This window comes from Pseudomonas paraversuta, assembly GCF_904067025.1.
Taxonomy (GTDB): Bacteria; Pseudomonadota; Gammaproteobacteria; order Pseudomonadales; family Pseudomonadaceae; genus Aquipseudomonas; species Aquipseudomonas paraversuta.
The window spans coordinates 33,932-50,313 of record NZ_CAJFDA010000001.1 but is presented as its reverse complement, the minus strand read 5'-3'; the positions used below and the strand labels follow the sequence as shown (position 1 = coordinate 50,313).

The 16,382-nt window shown below is 60.3% G+C and carries 15 protein-coding genes; 11 read left to right on the top strand and 4 right to left on the bottom strand.

From position 1 onward, the window contains the following. Positions 1-17 precede the first annotated feature (17 nt). The 3 genes from cysT to JQ848_RS00205 are packed head-to-tail and all read left to right on the top strand — an operon-like array spanning position 18 to position 2,706. Positions 18-836 carry a sulfate ABC transporter permease subunit CysT gene (gene cysT, locus JQ848_RS00215; RefSeq protein ID WP_003437916.1) on the top strand — a complete coding sequence of 273 codons (819 nt, stop codon included), beginning with the start codon at positions 18-20 and terminating at the stop codon, positions 834-836. A 13-nt stretch (positions 837-849) separates the two neighbouring features. Further along, positions 850-1,722, top strand: a complete 873-nt coding sequence (gene cysW, locus JQ848_RS00210; protein ID WP_003437917.1) for a sulfate ABC transporter permease subunit CysW — start codon at positions 850-852, stop codon at positions 1,720-1,722. A gap of 3 nt (positions 1,723-1,725) precedes the next feature. Next, complete coding sequence (locus tag JQ848_RS00205; protein WP_003437918.1) at positions 1,726-2,706, top strand: sulfate/molybdate ABC transporter ATP-binding protein; 981 nt, start codon at positions 1,726-1,728, stop codon at positions 2,704-2,706. Between the two features lie 47 nt (positions 2,707-2,753). Here the strand turns inward: JQ848_RS00205 and JQ848_RS00200 are convergent, their stop codons facing one another. Both JQ848_RS00200 and prlC read right to left on the bottom strand, forming a co-directional pair. Next, complete coding sequence (locus JQ848_RS00200; RefSeq protein WP_003437919.1) at positions 2,754-3,035, bottom strand: YheV family putative zinc ribbon protein; 282 nt, start codon at positions 3,033-3,035, stop codon at positions 2,754-2,756. Continuing rightward, positions 3,032-5,110: an oligopeptidase A gene (prlC, locus tag JQ848_RS00195; protein ID WP_202210157.1), complete on the bottom strand. Its 2,079-nt coding sequence runs from the start codon at positions 5,108-5,110 to the stop codon at positions 3,032-3,034. The genes JQ848_RS00200 and prlC overlap by 4 nt, the downstream gene beginning before the upstream one ends. Before the next feature lie 75 nt (positions 5,111-5,185). On the opposite strand from prlC, the gene JQ848_RS00190 reads away from it, so the two are divergent. Both JQ848_RS00190 and JQ848_RS00185 read left to right on the top strand, forming a co-directional pair. Next, positions 5,186-5,734: a gamma carbonic anhydrase family protein gene (locus tag JQ848_RS00190; RefSeq protein ID WP_003437921.1), complete on the top strand. Its 549-nt coding sequence runs from the start codon at positions 5,186-5,188 to the stop codon at positions 5,732-5,734. Between the two features lie 22 nt (positions 5,735-5,756). Further along, complete coding sequence (locus JQ848_RS00185) at positions 5,757-6,404, top strand: HAD family hydrolase (protein WP_003437923.1); 648 nt, start codon at positions 5,757-5,759, stop codon at positions 6,402-6,404. A gap of 65 nt (positions 6,405-6,469) precedes the next feature. Here the strand turns inward: JQ848_RS00185 and JQ848_RS00180 are convergent, their stop codons facing one another. Beyond that, positions 6,470-6,949 (bottom strand): Mpo1 family 2-hydroxy fatty acid dioxygenase, encoded by a 480-nt coding sequence (locus JQ848_RS00180; RefSeq protein ID WP_003437924.1) that lies wholly within the window; start codon positions 6,947-6,949, stop codon positions 6,470-6,472. Positions 6,950-7,103: 154 nt separating this feature from the next. Here JQ848_RS00180 and JQ848_RS00175 point away from each other — a divergent pair, with 154 nt between their 5' ends. From JQ848_RS00175 to JQ848_RS00165, 3 genes are all read left to right on the top strand, one after another. After that, a complete protein-coding gene (locus tag JQ848_RS00175; protein ID WP_003437925.1) occupies positions 7,104-7,685 on the top strand; it encodes an alpha/beta hydrolase in 582 nt (193 codons plus the stop codon). Positions 7,686-7,735: 50 nt separating this feature from the next. Next, positions 7,736-8,632, top strand: a complete 897-nt coding sequence (locus JQ848_RS00170; protein ID WP_127196624.1) for a sigma 54-interacting transcriptional regulator — start codon at positions 7,736-7,738, stop codon at positions 8,630-8,632. A 200-nt stretch (positions 8,633-8,832) separates the two neighbouring features. After that, entirely contained in the window at positions 8,833-9,615 is a 783-nt protein-coding gene (locus JQ848_RS00165; protein ID WP_003437927.1) for a MetQ/NlpA family ABC transporter substrate-binding protein, read from the top strand. A 51-nt stretch (positions 9,616-9,666) separates the two neighbouring features. Here JQ848_RS00165 and JQ848_RS00160 read toward each other — a convergent pair whose 3' ends face one another. Further along, positions 9,667-10,833: an AAA family ATPase gene (locus JQ848_RS00160; protein ID WP_010656734.1), complete on the bottom strand. Its 1,167-nt coding sequence runs from the start codon at positions 10,831-10,833 to the stop codon at positions 9,667-9,669. A gap of 118 nt (positions 10,834-10,951) precedes the next feature. Here JQ848_RS00160 and JQ848_RS00155 point away from each other — a divergent pair, with 118 nt between their 5' ends. From JQ848_RS00155 to JQ848_RS00145, 3 genes are read left to right on the top strand one after another with little or no spacing between them, the layout of a single operon-like run. After that, positions 10,952-12,043, top strand: coding sequence for an efflux RND transporter periplasmic adaptor subunit (locus JQ848_RS00155; protein ID WP_003437929.1), 1,092 nt, complete (start codon positions 10,952-10,954; stop codon positions 12,041-12,043). After that, positions 12,040-13,122, top strand: coding sequence for an efflux RND transporter periplasmic adaptor subunit (locus JQ848_RS00150; protein WP_003437930.1), 1,083 nt, complete (start codon positions 12,040-12,042; stop codon positions 13,120-13,122). The genes JQ848_RS00155 and JQ848_RS00150 overlap by 4 nt, the downstream gene beginning before the upstream one ends. Beyond that, complete coding sequence (locus JQ848_RS00145; RefSeq protein ID WP_003437931.1) at positions 13,119-16,181, top strand: efflux RND transporter permease subunit; 3,063 nt, start codon at positions 13,119-13,121, stop codon at positions 16,179-16,181. The genes JQ848_RS00150 and JQ848_RS00145 overlap by 4 nt, the downstream gene beginning before the upstream one ends. Positions 16,182-16,382 lie beyond the last annotated feature (201 nt).

Below are 16,382 nucleotides of genomic sequence, written 5' to 3'. Positions count from 1 at the left end.
GTTAACCAAGGACTTTTATGTCGCGTCGTATCTCCCCCGTCATACCCGGCTTCGGGCTGACGCTGGGTTACACCTTGGTGTACCTCAGCCTCATCGTGCTTATTCCACTGGCGGCGATGTTTGTACATGCCGCCCAACTGACCTGGGACCAGTTCTGGGCCATCATCAGCGCCCCCAGAGTGCTGGCTGCATTGCAGCTGAGCTTTGGTACGGCCTTCTTTGCCGCGATCATCAACGGTGTAATCGGCACTGTGCTGGCCTGGATCCTGGTGCGCTACACCTTCCCCGGGCGCAAGGTCATCGATGCCATGATCGACCTTCCATTTGCCCTGCCGACTGCCGTAGCGGGTATTGCCCTGACTGCGCTGTATGCCCCCAACGGCTGGATCGGCCAGTTCGCTGCCGACCTGGGCTTCAAAATCGCTTACACCCCGATGGGTATCACCCTGGCACTGACCTTCGTCACCTTGCCGTTTGTGGTGCGTACCGTGCAGCCGGTGCTGGCCGATATCCCCCGTGAAATCGAAGAAGCCGCCGCCTGCCTGGGGGCCAAGCCTCTGCAAGTGTTCCGCTACATCCTGGTACCGGCCTTGTTACCGGCCTGGTTGACCGGTTTTGCCCTGGCCTTTGCCCGTGGCGTCGGCGAGTACGGCTCGGTGATTTTCATCGCCGGCAACATGCCGTTCAAAACTGAAATTTTGCCGCTGCTGATCATGGTCAAGCTGGACCAATACGACTACACCGGTGCCACGGCCATTGGCGTGATGATGCTGGTGGTTTCCTTCATTTTGCTGCTGGTGATCAATTTGATTCAGCGGCGCATCGAAAAACCGTGAAGGAGGCCTGACCATGTCCAATTCAACACTGAGCGCCTCGACCGTAGCCAACGCCGCCCGCCGTGGCAGCCCGCTGTCGCGGCGCCTGCTGATCGGCTTCGGCTGGCTGTTTTTCACCCTGTTCCTGTTGCTGCCACTGCTGATCGTGGTGTCCCAGGGTTTGAAAATGGGCGTCGGCACGTTCTTCGACGCCATTCTCGAACCTGACGCCCTGTCGGCACTCAAGCTGACCATCATTGCGGTGGTGATTTCGGTACCGCTGAACGTGGTGTTCGGCGTCAGCGCAGCCTGGTGCGTGAGCAAATACAGCTTCCGCGGCAAAAGCATCCTGGTCACCCTGATCGACCTGCCGTTCTCGGTATCGCCGGTCATCGCCGGTCTGGTCTACGTGCTGATGTTCGGCGCCCAGGGCTTCCTGGGCCCATGGCTGCAGGACCACGACATCCAGATCGTGTTCGCGCTGCCGGGTATTGTGCTGGCAACCATCTTCGTCACCGTGCCCTTCGTCGCCCGTGAGCTGATCCCGCTAATGCAGGAGCAGGGCACGCAGGAAGAAGAAGCCGCACGCCTGCTGGGCGCCAATGGCTGGCAGATGTTCTGGCACGTCACGGTGCCCAATATCAAATGGGGCCTGATCTACGGTGTGGTGCTGTGTACTGCACGGGCGATGGGCGAATTTGGCGCGGTGTCGGTGGTTTCCGGGCACATTCGCGGGGTGACCAACACCCTGCCGCTGCACGTCGAGATCCTCTACAACGAGTACAACCACGTTGCCGCCTTCGCTGTGGCCACCCTGTTGCTGATCCTGGCGCTCTTCATCCTGCTGCTCAAGCAGTGGAGCGAATCCCGTATTAACCGCCTGCGCGCCAGCGCCGCGGAGGAATAAACCATGTCGATCGAAGTCCGTAACGTCAGCAAGAACTTCAATGCCTTCAAGGCCCTGAACAGCATCAACCTGGACATTCACAGCGGCGAACTGGTGGCCCTGCTCGGCCCGTCCGGCTGTGGCAAAACCACCTTGCTGCGCATCATCGCAGGCCTGGAAACTCCGGACGAAGGCAACATCGTGTTCCACGGTGAAGACGTCTCGGGCCACGATGTACGCGATCGCAACGTCGGTTTCGTGTTCCAGCATTACGCCCTGTTCCGCCACATGACGGTGTTCGACAACGTCGCCTTCGGCCTGCGCATGAAGCCGAAAAAAGAGCGCCCGAGTGAAACCCGCATCGCCGAAAAAGTTCATGAACTGCTGAACATGGTGCAACTGGACTGGTTGTCGGATCGTTACCCGGAGCAATTGTCCGGTGGTCAGCGCCAGCGTATCGCCCTGGCCCGCGCCCTGGCGGTAGAGCCCAAGGTGCTGTTGCTGGACGAACCGTTCGGCGCGCTTGATGCCAAGGTCCGTAAAGAGCTGCGCCGCTGGTTGGCGCGCCTGCACGAAGACATCAACCTGACCTCGGTATTCGTGACCCACGACCAGGAAGAAGCGATGGAAGTCGCCGACCGCATCGTGGTCATGAACAAGGGTGTTATCGAGCAGATCGGCTCACCGGGCGAAGTCTACGAAAACCCGGCCAGCGATTTCGTGTACCACTTTCTGGGCGACTCCAACCGCCTGCATGTCGGTGAAGACCAGCACCTGCTGTTCCGCCCGCACGAAGTGTCGCTGTCGCGGCATGAACTCGAAGACCACCATGGTGCCGAGGTACGCGACATCCGCCCGTTGGGTGCGACCACCCGGGTGACGTTGAAAGTTGAAGGGCAAAGCGAGCTGATCGAAGTTGAAGTGGTCAAGGACCACGACAGCCTGACCGATCTGGCCCGTGGCCAGACGTTGTTCTTCAAGCCGAAGGTATGGCAGAAGGGCTGACAGCAACACCTGTTGCAGGAGCGAGCTTGCTCGCTCCTGCGGGTGTTTTATTCCGGTTTTTTCAGCTTCGGATTCGGAAAAAACTGAACGGCCTGGACCTTGGGGTCCGGGGCTTTTTTCAGGGCTGAAACATTCACCCGCGTACCCAATTCCTTGGGCACCGACAGGCCTTGTTCATTCAACGTGTCCGAATAACCGCAGGCCACGCATTCGCGGTGCGGTACGTCATCTTCGTTCCACATCATCAACTTGTCAGGCTCGCTGCACGCCGGGCAGACAGCCCCGGCGATAAAGCGTTTTTTGGTCACGTTCACCGGTGTGTCACTCATGCTGCCGCGTCCTCGGTCAGACCGCTGTGACGCAATAACGCGTCGATCGAAGGCTCACGACCACGGAAGTCCTTGAACAACTCCATCGGTGCCAGCGAACCGCCCCGGGCCAGAATCGCCTGACGGAAAGCCTTGCCGGTTTGCGGGTTGAACACGCCTTCTTCTTCAAAGCGCGAGAAAGCATCCGCCGACAGCACTTCAGCCCATTTGTAGCTGTAATAACCCGCCGCGTAACCGCCGGCAAAGATATGCGCAAAGCTGTTGGGGAAGCGGTTGTAGGCCGGCGGACGCATGACCGACACTTCGTCGCGGATACCGTCCAGCACCTGCGCCACGCTGCGCCCGTCACCATGGGTGGCGTGCAATTCGAAGTCGAACAGCGAGAATTCCAGCTGGCGAACCATCATCAGCCCGGACTGGAAGTTCTTGGCCGCGAGCATCTTGTCCAGCAGGTCTTTGGGCAGGGCTTCGCCGGTTTCGTAGTGACCGGAAATCAGCGCCAGGCCTTCAGGTTCCCAGCACCAGTTCTCCATGAACTGGCTCGGCAACTCGACCGCATCCCAGGCCACGCCGTTGATACCGGACACGCCCGCGTGCTCGATCTCGGTCAGCATGTGGTGCAGGCCGTGACCAAATTCGTGGAACAACGTGGTGACTTCATCGTGGGTCAGCAACGCAGGCTTGCCCGCAACCGCCGGCGTGAAGTTGCACACCAGGTTGGCCACCGGGTTTTGCAGGGTGCCGGCAGCTGTGCGGCGGCGATCACGAGCGCCGTCCATCCATGCACCGCCACGCTTGTTGGCGCGGGCATAGAGGTCAAAGAAGAAACGCCCGATGTGCTGGCCGTTTTCCTTGATTTCGAACAGTCGAACGTCCGGGTGCCAGGTATCAAAGCCCTTGATTTCAGCGATTTCGATGCCGTACAGCTTCTGCACAATGGCAAACAGGCCGCCCAGTACCTTGTCGATCGGGAAGTAAACCCGCAGTGCTTCCTGGGACACGCTGTAACGCTGCTCGCGCAACTTTTCGCCAAAGAACCCGCTGTCCCAGCTTTTCAGCTCTGGGCAACCCTGCTCGGCAGCATAGGCCTGCAACTGCTGCAGATCGCGGACGGCAAATGGCTTGCTGCGCTTGGCCAGATCCCGCAGGAAGGTCAGCACCTGATCCGGGGTTTCAGCCATTTTGGTGGCCAGGCTCAGCTCGGCAAAGCTGGCAAAACCCAGGAGCCGAGCCAGTTCCTGGCGCAGGTCGAGGATTTCTTCCATCACCGGGCCGTTGTCGAACTTGCTCGCATTCGGGCCCTGGTCCGAGGCACGGGTGCAGTACGCGGCATAGACTTCTTCACGCAGGGCGCGATCTTCGGCGTAGGTCATGACCGGGAAGTAGCTCGGGAATTCCAGGCTGATCAGCCAGCCGTCGAGGCCTTTGGCCTGGGCGGCTGCCGCCATTTGCGCCTTGGCCGACTCTGTCAGGCCCGCCAGCGCAGCTTCGTCGGTGATGTGCTTGGTCCAGGCCTGGGTCGCGTCCAGCAGCTGGTTGGAAAACTTGCTGCCCAGCTCCGACAGCTTGCTCTGCACCTCGGCGTAGCGCTTTTGCTCGGCTGGCGGCAGATCGATACCCGACAGGCGGAAGTCACGCAGCGAATGCTCGAGAATGGTTTTTTGTGCCTGGTCGAAGTCCGCTACTTGCGGGCTGTGGGCCAGGGCTTCGAAGGCTTGGAACAGTTCGCGGTTCTGGCCCATCTCGGTCGAATAGGCGCTCAATGCAGGCAAGCAGGCCTCGTAGGCTTCGCGCAGTTCGGCGCTGTTGCACACCGCATTCAGGTGGCTGACCGGGCTCCAGGCGGCGCCCAGTCTGTCGTTCAACTCATCCATCGCCAATACCAGGCCGGCCCATGTCGGCTTCTGACCCTGGTCGGCGAGGATTTTTTGAATGCCGGCGCGGTTGTCGGCGAGGATCTGCTCGATGGCCGGCTGTACGTGCTCAGGACGGATCGCCGAGAACGGCGGCAGGTCGTAGGGCTGCAAAAGAGGGTTGTTCTCGCTCACGTTAGGCACCTTGGCTTGAAGAAACATTGGGCCATCTTAATTACAATCGCTGCAGACCGCAGCACTGCTACGCCCTATCACTGCTAAAGAAGGAAGCAATTTGTGTCCATTCGTCCGTTCCAGCAGCACACACCGACCCTGGGCGAGCGCGCCTTTGTCGATCGCTCGGCGGTGGTGATCGGCGATGTCGAGATCGGCGCCGACAGCTCTGTCTGGCCGCTGACCGTCATCCGCGGCGACATGCACCGCATCCGCATCGGCGCGCGCACCAGCGTGCAGGACGGCTGCGTGCTCCACATCACCCACGCCGGGCCCTTTAATCCGGACGGTTTCCCGCTGTTGATCGGCGATGACGTGACCATCGCGCACAAAGTCATGCTGCATGGCTGTACCGTGGGCAGCCGTATCCTGATCGGCATGGGCAGCATCGTCATGGACGGCGCCATCATCGAAGACCAGGTAATAGTCGGTGCCGGCAGCCTGGTTCCCCCGGGCAAACGTCTGGCCAGCGGCTTTCTGTATGTCGGCAGCCCGGTCAGGCAAGTGCGCGAACTGACCGAAAAAGAACAGGCCTTCTTCACTTACAGCGCCGGCAACTACGTAAAACTCAAAGACCAGCACCTGGCCGAAGGCTACGACCAGCCGGTTTAAGCTCACCATTCTGGAGCCCTGCATGCATTACCAAAACGTTTTGTTCGACCTCGACGGCACCCTGACCGACCCGCGTGAAGGCATCACCCGTTCGATCCAGTTTGGCCTGGGCAAAATGGGCATTGATGAGCCCGACCTGAGCAAACTCGAACACTTCATCGGCCCGCCCCTGCTGCAACAGTTCATGGCCACCTATGGCTTTGACGAGGCTCGGGCGTGGGAAGCGATGGGCTTCTATCGCGAGCGTTTTGCGGTCACCGGCCTGTATGAAAACCACGTCTTCGACGGCGTCCAGCAGCTGCTTGAAGAGCTGCAAGGGCAGGGCCGCCAGCTGTTTATCGCGACGTCCAAACCCCACGTCTACGCGCGGGAAATCGCCCGGCATTTTGATTTCGCCAAACACTTCAAAGTGATCTACGGCAGCGAACTGGACGGCACCCGCACCAACAAGGTCGAGCTGATTGCCCATTTGATGCAGGAGCAAGGGCTGGACCCGACCCAGACCCTGATGATCGGCGACCGTAAGCATGACCTGATCGGTGCCCGGGACAACGGCATGGACGCGGCAGCCGTGGGCTATGGTTTTGGCAGCTTTGAAGAGCTGAATTCGTTCGCCCCCAAATACCACTTTGAGACGCTGGCCCAGCTGCATCAGGCATTCAAAGGCTGACAAAAGGCTGTGGGAGCTGGCTTGCCAGCGATGCAGCCATCGCCAGCAAGCGGGCTCCCACACAGTCAAACCTGCCGCGCCTCGATCTCGCGCTTTAAATCCCCGCGCCAGCCCAGCAAAAAGCCCAGCTCCACCACCACAAACAGCGGCCCCACGATCAGCCCGGTCACGTCATCGATAAACGCCGGTTTGCGCCCTTCGTAGTAATGCCCGACAAACTGAATCCCCCAGCCGACAACAAACAAGCCAACCCCCCAGCCCAGCCACGCGCCTGTACTCAGCGCCGCCAGGCTGTGCCCCAGCCATACGGCAAGACCCAACAGCAGCGTCATCAGCAGCCCCAGGCGCAGCTCCAGGCGCAAGTAAAACACCGCCGCACCCAGCATCAGCAGCACCGCGGGAGAAACCCCTGCCCATTGCGGGCGCGACAACAACACCGCAACAGCCACCACGATCAGCGGGATACCAATGAAATGGCTGACGATATTGCGCGGGTCACGGTGGTAAGCGGCGTATTGGCTTAGATGGTCGACCAGGCTTTTCATGGCGGCAGCTCTTGGAGTGGACGATGTGCTGAGCTTAGCCCAGCGCCGAAAATGATTTTTTGGTTATTAATAAATAGCTTCTTATTCCTTAGAGAATCTAAAAACCGTCCCTATACTGACTCGGTAACACACATACCGCTGGAGACGCACACCCATGGGCAACGAATCGATACGCTATTTGATAGTGCCGGGCTGGCAAGGTTCGTCCGACGATCATTGGCAAACCCACTGGCAAAACAGCTTACCGAACAGTACCCGGGTGGAGCAGGACGACTGGCTGACGCCGCGGCGTGAAGACTGGATCGCAGCCCTGGCCGAAGCGATTGCCGCCGACAGCACCCCGGTGATTCTGATTGCCCATAGCCTGGGGTGCATCACGGTGGCGCACTGGGCCGAGCGCGCGCCGTCCAGCCTGCTGAGCCAGGTACGCGGTGCCTTGTTGGTGGCCCCGGCCGATGTCGAACGCCCGGCCTGCGCCCCGGCCTTGCGTAACTTTGCACCGATTCCCCGGCAACCGTTGCCGTTCCCGAGCCAGATTGTCAGCTCCGATAACGACTCCGCGGTCAGTGCGCCACGGGCCATGGAGTTTGCCCGCCAGTGGGGAGCCAAGATCGGGATCATCAGCGGCGCCGGACATATCAACGTCAAATCCGGTCACCAGCGCTGGGAACAAGGGTTCGCCTTTTTGTACCGCCTGCAAACCCGCATCGAGCAAGGCGCACTGCGCCGCGCATGAATTTTTTGTAACGCCCGCGCCCACCCATCGGCGGCGGGCGGGAGCCAGCCATGAGCCTGCATGAAACCTTCGGTCAGCCATTGCTGACCTTTCCCGACGCTGAAAAAAGCCCGTTGAGTATTCGCGCCAAAGCGCTGGTATTCGTTGATCCGCGCTCGCGCCAGCTACGCAACGACCTTGAACAGCTGGCACCACGCGCGTTGCCGGTACTGATTCGCGGCGAGACCGGCAGCGGCAAGGAGTTGCTCGCCCGCCACATCCACCGTGGCAGTGATCGCCCCGGCCTGTTCGTATCGGTGAACTGCGGTGCGATCAGCCCCACCTATGCCGACGCAGAGTTGTTCGGCTACGCCCCGGGTGCACACAACAGTTCGGCCAGCAGCCGTGCCGGATGGTTCGGCTCGGCCAATGGCGGCACGTTGTATCTGGACGAAATCGGCGATTTGCCGCTGGCAATTCAGGTCAAGCTGCTGGCCGCCCTGGAAACCCACGAAGTCACCCGCGTGGGCGCCCATCAGCCGAGCCCGGTAGACGTGCGCCTGGTCGCGGCCACCAGCATTGATCTGGCGCAGGCAGTGAGCGCCGGCAAGTTCCACGAACGGCTGTATCACTACCTCAGCGAAGGCCGCCTGGACTTGCCGGCCTTGCGCGAACGGCCAGGGGATATCTTGTCGCTGGCGGAATACTTTCTGGGCATTTATAGCCAGCGCCTGAACCTGCCCGTGCCCTTTATCAGCACCAGTGCCCAGCGCGTCCTGGAACGTCACAGCTGGCCGGGCAACACCCGGGAGCTGGAGAACGTGATCCACTTTGCGCTGCTGGTCAGTACCGGCGAAGAGATCCAGCCCGAGCATCTGAACCTGCCCGACACCCTGAGCCAGATTGAGCTGTTCATAAAAGGCGCAACGGCGCAGGAGCTGGCGGCACTGAAAAACCTGCTGACCTGAGCATCACTGTGGGAGCTGGCAAGCCAGGGATGGCATCGCCGGCAAGCCGGCTCCCACGGTTGCGACGAAAATCGCAAGTGAACAAAATGGCATAAGAAGCTGAATAAATATTATTGTTCGGGAATAAAGAATCTCGGTATTGTTCGTTTCGTCTTCCAATAAAACCGTCATCCGAACGGTCACACACTTAAGGGCATTGCATGAAAAAGGTTCTGTTGTTTACCGCATTGGCGGCTGCTTTGACTGCAGGCCTGGCACAGGCTGGCGAGAAACTGGTGGTCGCTGCGACCCCGGTACCCCACGCCGAAATCCTTGAGCTGATCAAACCGACCCTCGCCAAAGAAGGCGTGGATCTGGAAGTCAAAGTGTTCACCGATTATGTGCAGCCCAACGTACAAGTGGCCGAGAAGCACCTGGATGCCAACTACTTCCAGACCCTGCCGTACCTCGAAAGCTTCAACAAAGGCAAAGGCACCAATCTGGTGACCGTGATCGGCGTTCACGTTGAACCCTTCGGTGGCTACTCGAAAAAAGTCAAAAACCTGTCTGAGTTGAAAGACGGCGCGACCATCGCCATCCCGAACGAAGGCAGCAACAGTGGCCGTGCGTTGATCCTGCTGCAAAAGGCCGGTCTGATCGAACTCAAAGACCCGACCAATGCTGTCTCCACACCGAAAGACATCGCCAAGAACCCGCACAACTTCAAGTTCAAGGAACTTGAGTCCGCGCTGCTGCCACGGGTGCTGGATCAGGTTGACCTGGACATGATCAACACCAACTACGCGCTGGAAGCGGGCCTGAACCCGGCCACCGACGCGCTGATCATTGAAGGCGCCGATTCGCCATACGTGAACTTCTTGGTGGCCCGTCCTGACAACAAGGACAGCGACGCAATCCAGAAGCTGGCCAAGGCCCTGACCAGCCCTGAAGTCAAAGCCTTCATTGAACAGAAATACAAAGGTGCGGTAGTCCCTGCGTTCTAAACAGCGCCCGCCCTTGTGAAAACGCCGACGGCTTTTAAAGCGTCGGCGTTTTTATTTGTCCGCCCAGTACCAGGCGGGCTGATCCAGCAGGCGCTGGCCAACGATCTCGGTCTGGCCGAAGTTTTTTTCCAGCACGATGCAGTTGCACTCAAGATCTTGCTGCAGCGCCGCGATCAGACGCCGGGCGTGGGACACCACCCAGACTTGCGATTGTTGCGAAGCACGAATGATCAACCGCGCCAGCGCCGGCAGCAGATCGGGATGCAGGCTGGTCTCGGGTTCGTTCAGCACCATCATGGTGGGTGGGCGAGGGGTGAGCAGGGCTGCGATCAGCAGCAGGTAGCGCAAGGTGCCATCTGACAGTTCAGCCACCGACAATGGACGCAGCAGCCCCTCCTGATAGAACTCCAGGGCAAAGCGCCCGCCGGAAACAAACTGGATCTCCAGCCGCGCACCGGGAAAGGCATCGCTGATTGCCGTGTGTAACGCTTGAGGGTCGCCGATCTCAATAATGGTTTGCAACGCGGCTGCCAGGTCGCGCCCGTCGTGATGCAAGACCGGGGTGCGGGTGCCAAGCTGCGGCTGGCGAACGGGCGCATCGGGGTCGGTGCGAAAGTGGTCATAAAAACGCCATCCGCGAATGGACTCACGCAACTGCAAGACTTCCGGCGAAGCATCCATACTGCCGACCTGATCAAACAGACTGTCGAAAACCGGCGTGTGCTGCGCCAACACCTTCCAGGCGCGGCCATCACGGGACCGGACCACCGGACCTTTACGTTCAACCAGCTCGCTGGCCTTGCGATAAATCGGTCCCGACCAAATACTCTCGTGCTTGATTTGCGGATCGAGATTGAACGACGAAGTCTCATCGTTCGGTGGCAACCCCAAGGCAATTGCATAGCTGAAATCATCGGCAGCGAAGCCCAGACGCAGGCGCTTTACGCCACTGAGTACGGTTCTGCTGATATCCACCTCGCCGAGCTTCATGCGTCGTGAAATCACCTCCGGCCCGGCCCAGAATGTTGATTCCAGCCCTCCTTCACGGGCTACCGCGTTGATCACCCCGCCCTGGGCGGTTTCGGCCAATAAACGCAGGGCACGGTAAAGATTCGATTTGCCACTTCCATTGGGGCCGGTAATCAGATTAAGTCTGGCCAGGGGCACCACCAATTGGTTGATGGAGCGGTAGTTGGCCACAGCCAGGGTGGTGAGCATGGTTGACCTCGAAGTACAGCTACAGGTGCAGTGCACATAGAGTCCCACAGACGCCGAACCCTGTTCTACGCTGTGTGTCGTATCAGGATGTAAAACAGCATCACGCAAAGGAGCTTGCATGGCTGGTCCACGAAACAAGGCTGTTATGGGCTTGAGCCTTTTGGTACTTCTGACCGCTTGCGGCAAAGAGAGGCCCACTGAGCCTTTGTCCCCGCGGGTTTATGTACAACAGGTCAGCACCCGGGAATTTGCCCCGCCAATTCAACTCAGCGGCGATATTCAGGCCCGGGTCGAAACCCAGCTTTCATTCCGGGTCGGCGGCAAAATCATCGAGCGCAAGGTCGATGTCGGTGACCACATCCAGGCCAATCAGGTGCTGGCCCGTCTCGACCCCAAAGACTTGAAAATCCAGGTTGAAACGGCCCAGGCCAGCGTCAATGCGCAACAGGCCCAAGTGGTCCAGACCCGTGCCGCATTTATCCGGCAGCAGAAACTGCTGCCAAAAGGCTACACCAGCCAAAGCGAATACGATGCTGCCAATGCTGCCCGGCTCAGCGCGCAAAGTGCCCTGACTGCCGCACAGGCGCAGTTGGCCAATGCCCGCGAGCAACTGAGCTACAGCCAATTGCAGGCCGAGGCGCCGGGTGTGATTACCGCGCGCCAGGCCGAAGTGGGGCAAGTGGTGCAGGCCACCATGCCGATTTTCACCCTGGCCCGCGACGGAGCCCGCGACGCGGTATTCAACGTGTATGAATCGCTGTTTATCGAGCCGCCGAAAAACCCTACCGTGCAAGTCACGCTGCTGAGTAATCCGGCGATCAAGGTTAACGGCCAGATCCGCGAGATCACCCCCACCGTGTCGGCACAAAGCGGCACCCTGCAAATCAAGGTGCAACTGGACGCGCTGCCCAAAGGCATGGATCTGGGTTCGATTGTCAGCGTCAATCTGACCCCGCCCCCCAGTCGCAGCATTGAGCTGCCCTGGTCCGCCCTGACCAAAGACATCAGCGAGCCTGCCGTATGGATCGCCGACGAGCAAAGCATCGTGCGCCTGCAACGGGTCAAGGTCGGACGCTACCTGACCGGTAGCGTGATAGTCAGTGAAGGTCTCAAGGACGGAGAAAAGGTCGTGGTCGCAGGCGGACAATTGCTGCACCCCGGCATGAAGGTTGAAGTCGCGCCCATCCCGAGCGGGGGAGCCCGGTTATGAGCCGATCATTGATTAACCACTTGTGGACAGTGCCGCTGGCAGCCTTGTTGCTGGCGGGTTGCTCCGAGAAAAAAGCCCCCGAGCCTGTCCGCCCTGCCTTGTATGTGGTGGCTCAGCCGATGCTTTCCGACAATCTCGGGCGCTTTGCCGGCAACATCGAAGCGCGCTACGAAAGCACCCTGGGCTTTCGCGTGCCGGGCCGTATCGTGCGCCGTCATTACGACGTGGGTGCAGTGGTCAAGCAAGGGGACATTCTGGCCAACCTCGATCCCACCGATCAGCAAAACCAGCTGCGCTCGGCCCAGGGCGACCTGGCCAAGGTGCAGGCGCAATTGATCAACGCTCAAGCCAACGCCCGGCGCCAGCAGGAGCTGTTCAACCGCGGGGTCGGCGCCCAGGCGCAACTGGACACGGCCCAGGCCGACCTCAAAACCACCGCGGCCTCCATGCAGCAGGCCGTGGCCGCGGTCAGCCAGGCACAGGACCAGCTCAGTTACTGCGACCTGCGCGCCGACCATGACGCGGTAATCACCCAATGGCACGCCGAAGCAGGGCAGGTGGTCAGCGTCGGCGAAGAAGTGGTCACCCTGGCCCGCCCTGAAATCAAGGAGGCGGTGATTGATCTGCCCGGGCCCCTGGCCGAGGCGCTACCCAAAGGTATCGAGTTTCTGGTCGCCGGCCAGCTCGACCCGAACGTCAACACCAGCGCCCATATCCGCGAAATCGCCCCGCAAGCCGACAGTGCAACCCGCACCCGGCGCACCCGGCTGACCCTGGACCAGACCCCGCCAGCCTTTCGCCTTGGCAGTTCGGTCAGCGTGACCGTCAGCAGCCCGATTGCCGAGCACTTTGAATTACCGCTCACCGCCCTGCAGGAAACCGACGGTCACAGCCGCATCTGGGTCATCGACCCGCAGACCAAAACCGTCAGCCCGCGTGACGTCAACGTGCTGCGCCGTGACGCGCAAACCGTGCTGCTCCAGGGTGGCCTGAAAAACGGCGATTACGTGGTCAGCGCCGGCGTCAACAGCCTCACCCCCGGACAGAAAGTCAGATTCGATAAGGAAAGCTCGCAATGAATGGGAAATTCAACCTGTCCGAGTGGGCTCTGAAACATCAGTCGTTTGTCTGGTACTTGATGTTTATGGCGGTGGTCGCCGGGATCTTTTCTTACATGAACCTGGGCCGCGCGGAAGACCCGTCCTTCGCGATCAAAACCATGGTCATCCAGACCAGATGGCCAGGTGCCACGGTCGATGAAACCCGGCTGCAAATCACTGACCGCATCGAGAAAAAGCTCGAGGAGCTGGACTCTCTCGACTACGTGCAAAGCTATACCAGGCCCGGCGAATCCACGGTCTTCGTGTTCCTCAAGGACACGACCAAGGCCGATGCCATTCCCCATATCTGGTATGAGGTGCGCAAAAAGATCAACGACATTCGCGGCGATTTCCCCCAGGGCATTCAGGGCCCGGGGTTCGACGATGAGTTCGGTGATGTGTATGGCACCATTTTCGCCTTTACCGGTGACGGCTTCACCATGCGCCAGCTGCGCGACTACGTCGAACAGGTGCGCACCGGGATTCGCGATGTGCCCAACCGCGGCAAGGTGATGACCATAGGTGAGCAGGATGAAACCTTCTACCTGAACTTTTCGACCCGCAAACTGGCGGCCCTGGGCCTCGATCAACAGCACGTTCTGGAAAGCCTGCAGGCGCAAAACGCCGTGACCCCGGCCGGGGTCGTTGAAGCCGGGCCCGAGCGCATGTCGGTCCGCACTTCGGGACAGTTCCACAGTGTCGAAGACCTGGAAGCGGTGAACCTGCGGGTCAACGACCGCTTCTACCGGCTGGCCGATATCGCCGAAATCAGCCGCGGTTACGTCGACCCGTCCGCGCCCATGTTCCATTACAACGGCAAGCCTGCCATCGGTCTGGCGATTGCCATGATCGACGGCGGCAACATTCAAGAGTTCGGCAAACAGCTGCAGCAACGCATCGACGACCTCACCGCCGAACTGCCGGTGGGGGTGGGCGTGCACATGGTCTCCGATCAGGCGCAGGTGGTAGAGGTGGCCGTAGGCGGCTTCACCAGTGCGCTGTTTGAGGCGGTGGTCATCGTGCTGGCGGTCAGTTTCCTCAGCCTGGGGCTGCGTGCGGGCCTGGTGGTGGCGATCTCGATCCCGCTGGTGCTGGCGCTGGTCTTTGTGTTCATGGAGTTCACCGGCATTGCCATGCAGCGGGTATCCCTGGGTGCGCTGATTATCGCCCTGGGCCTGCTGGTGGACGACGCGATGATCACGGTGGAAATGATGATCACCCGGCTCGAGCTGGGGGAGACCAAGGAACAGGCGGCAACCTTTGCCTACCACTCCACGGCCTTCCCCATGCTCACCGGCACCCTGGTGACGGTGGCAGGCTTCGTGCCCATCGGCCTCAACAACAGCTCGGCAGGGGAATACACCTTCACCCTGTTTGCGGTGATTGCCGTGGCGATGCTGGTGTCGTGGGTGGTGGCGGTACTGTTTGCGCCGGTACTGGGGGTGCATATCCTCAGCTCCAAGGTCAAACCCAAGCCCGAGAAACCCGGACGCCTGGCCCGGTCCTTCGATAATGGCCTGCTGTGGTGCATGCGCCACCGCTGGATGACCATCGGCGTCACGGTACTGATGTTCGTACTGGCCATTTTCGGCATGGGGCTGGTGCAGAACCAATTCTTCCCGGCCTCCGACCGCCCGGAAATCCTGGTGGACCTGAACCTGCCGCAAAACGCTTCGATTCAGGAAACCCTCAAGGTCACCCAGCGCTTTGAAGAGTCGCTCAAGGGCGACCCGGATATCCTGCGCTGGAGTTCGTACATCGGCGAGGGCGCGATTCGTTTCTACCTGCCACTGGACCAGCAACTGCAAAACCCGTTCTACGCCCAGCTGGTGATTGTCAGCACCGGGCTGGATAGCCGGGATGCCCTGATGGAACGTCTCAATAAACGCCTGCGTGAAGATTACGTTGGGGTCGGCAGCTTTGTGCACACCCTGGAACTGGGGCCGCCGGTGGGTCAGCCGCTGCAATATCGGGTCAGTGGCAAAAACATCGATCTGGTACGCAAGTATTCCCTCGACCTGGCCTCCGTGCTGGACGCCAACCCCAATGTCGGTGAAACCATCTTCAACTGGAACGAACCGGGCAAGGTACTGCGCATCGACATTGCCCAGGACAAGGCCCGCCAGTTCGGGCTGTCATCCGAAGACGTCGCCCATGTGATGAACAGCATCGTCAGCGGCGCGGCGGTCAGCCAGGTCAAGGACGACATCTACCTGATCAACATCATAGGCCGTGCCGTCGGCAGCGAGCGGGGCAGCCCGGAAACCCTGCTGAACCTGCAAATCACCACCCCCAGCGGCACCTCGATTCCGTTGCTGGCCTTTGCCACCGTGCGCTACGAACTGGAGCAACCGCTGATCTGGAGCCGCGACCGGATTCCCACCCTGACCCTCAAGGCCTCGGTGCGCGGCTCGATGCAACCGACCGATCTGGTGGCCAAGCTCAAGCCAGAAGTCGACAAGTTCGCCGCCAGCCTGCCCCAGGGCTACACCCTGCAAACCGGCGGCACGGTTGAACAAAGCGCCAAGGCCCAGGGCCCGATCGCCAAGGTGGTGCCCCTGATGCTGTTTCTGATGGCGACCTTCCTGATGATCCAGCTGCAAAGCGTGCAGAAGATGTTCCTGGTGGTGAGTGTGGCGCCACTGGGGCTGATCGGTGTGGTGCTGGCGCTGGTGCCGACCGGCACGCCGATGGGCTTTGTGGCGATCCTGGGGATTCTGGCCCTGGTGGGGATCATCGTGCGCAACTCGGTGATTCTGGTGACCCAGATCGACCAGTACGAACGCGATGGCTACGACCCCTGGCACGCGGTCATGCAAGCCACCCAGCACCGCCGCCGGCCGATCCTGCTGACCGCTGCTGCGGCCAGCCTGGGCATGATCCCGATTGCCCGTGACGTGTTCTGGGGGCCAATGGCCTACGCCATGATCGGCGGCATCATTTCCGCCACCTTGCTCACCCTGTTGTTCCTGCCCGCGTTGTACGTGGCCTGGTACAAGATCAAGGAAAGCAAGGACGCGCCACCCGCCCATGCCTGATGCCCTCTGAGGGCGATATCCCTTGTGGGAGCGGGCTTGCCCGCGATGCAAACGACCCGGTGTGACAGTTTCAACCGAGTTGCTGCAATCGCGGGCAAGCCCGCGCCCACAAGAGGGCGGGAGGATTGTTGGGCGTTTGCGAATACCGCTATCGAATTCACCATCTTTATCTGCCTGGATACAGATGTGAATCTAGCCCCA

What these genes read in the sequence shown, in the direction of transcription:
- cysT (WP_003437916.1), top strand. Translation starts at nt 18, where the DNA reads ATGTCGCGTCGTATCTCCCCCGTCATACCCGGCTTCGGGCTGACGCTG.
- cysW (WP_003437917.1), top strand. Translation starts at nt 850, where the DNA reads ATGTCCAATTCAACACTGAGCGCCTCGACCGTAGCCAACGCCGCCCGC.
- JQ848_RS00205 (WP_003437918.1), top strand. Translation starts at nt 1,726, where the DNA reads ATGTCGATCGAAGTCCGTAACGTCAGCAAGAACTTCAATGCCTTCAAG.
- JQ848_RS00200 (WP_003437919.1), bottom strand. Translation starts at nt 3,035, where the DNA reads ATGAGTGACACACCGGTGAACGTGACCAAAAAACGCTTTATCGCCGGG.
- prlC (WP_202210157.1), bottom strand. Translation starts at nt 5,110, where the DNA reads ATGTTTCTTCAAGCCAAGGTGCCTAACGTGAGCGAGAACAACCCTCTT.
- JQ848_RS00185 (WP_003437923.1), top strand. Translation starts at nt 5,757, where the DNA reads ATGCATTACCAAAACGTTTTGTTCGACCTCGACGGCACCCTGACCGAC.
- JQ848_RS00180 (WP_003437924.1), bottom strand. Translation starts at nt 6,949, where the DNA reads ATGAAAAGCCTGGTCGACCATCTAAGCCAATACGCCGCTTACCACCGT.
- JQ848_RS00175 (WP_003437925.1), top strand. Translation starts at nt 7,104, where the DNA reads ATGGGCAACGAATCGATACGCTATTTGATAGTGCCGGGCTGGCAAGGT.
- JQ848_RS00170 (WP_127196624.1), top strand. Translation starts at nt 7,736, where the DNA reads ATGAGCCTGCATGAAACCTTCGGTCAGCCATTGCTGACCTTTCCCGAC.
- JQ848_RS00165 (WP_003437927.1), top strand. Translation starts at nt 8,833, where the DNA reads ATGAAAAAGGTTCTGTTGTTTACCGCATTGGCGGCTGCTTTGACTGCA.
- JQ848_RS00160 (WP_010656734.1), bottom strand. Translation starts at nt 10,833, where the DNA reads ATGCTCACCACCCTGGCTGTGGCCAACTACCGCTCCATCAACCAATTG.
- JQ848_RS00155 (WP_003437929.1), top strand. Translation starts at nt 10,952, where the DNA reads ATGGCTGGTCCACGAAACAAGGCTGTTATGGGCTTGAGCCTTTTGGTA.
- JQ848_RS00150 (WP_003437930.1), top strand. Translation starts at nt 12,040, where the DNA reads ATGAGCCGATCATTGATTAACCACTTGTGGACAGTGCCGCTGGCAGCC.
- JQ848_RS00145 (WP_003437931.1), top strand. Translation starts at nt 13,119, where the DNA reads ATGAATGGGAAATTCAACCTGTCCGAGTGGGCTCTGAAACATCAGTCG.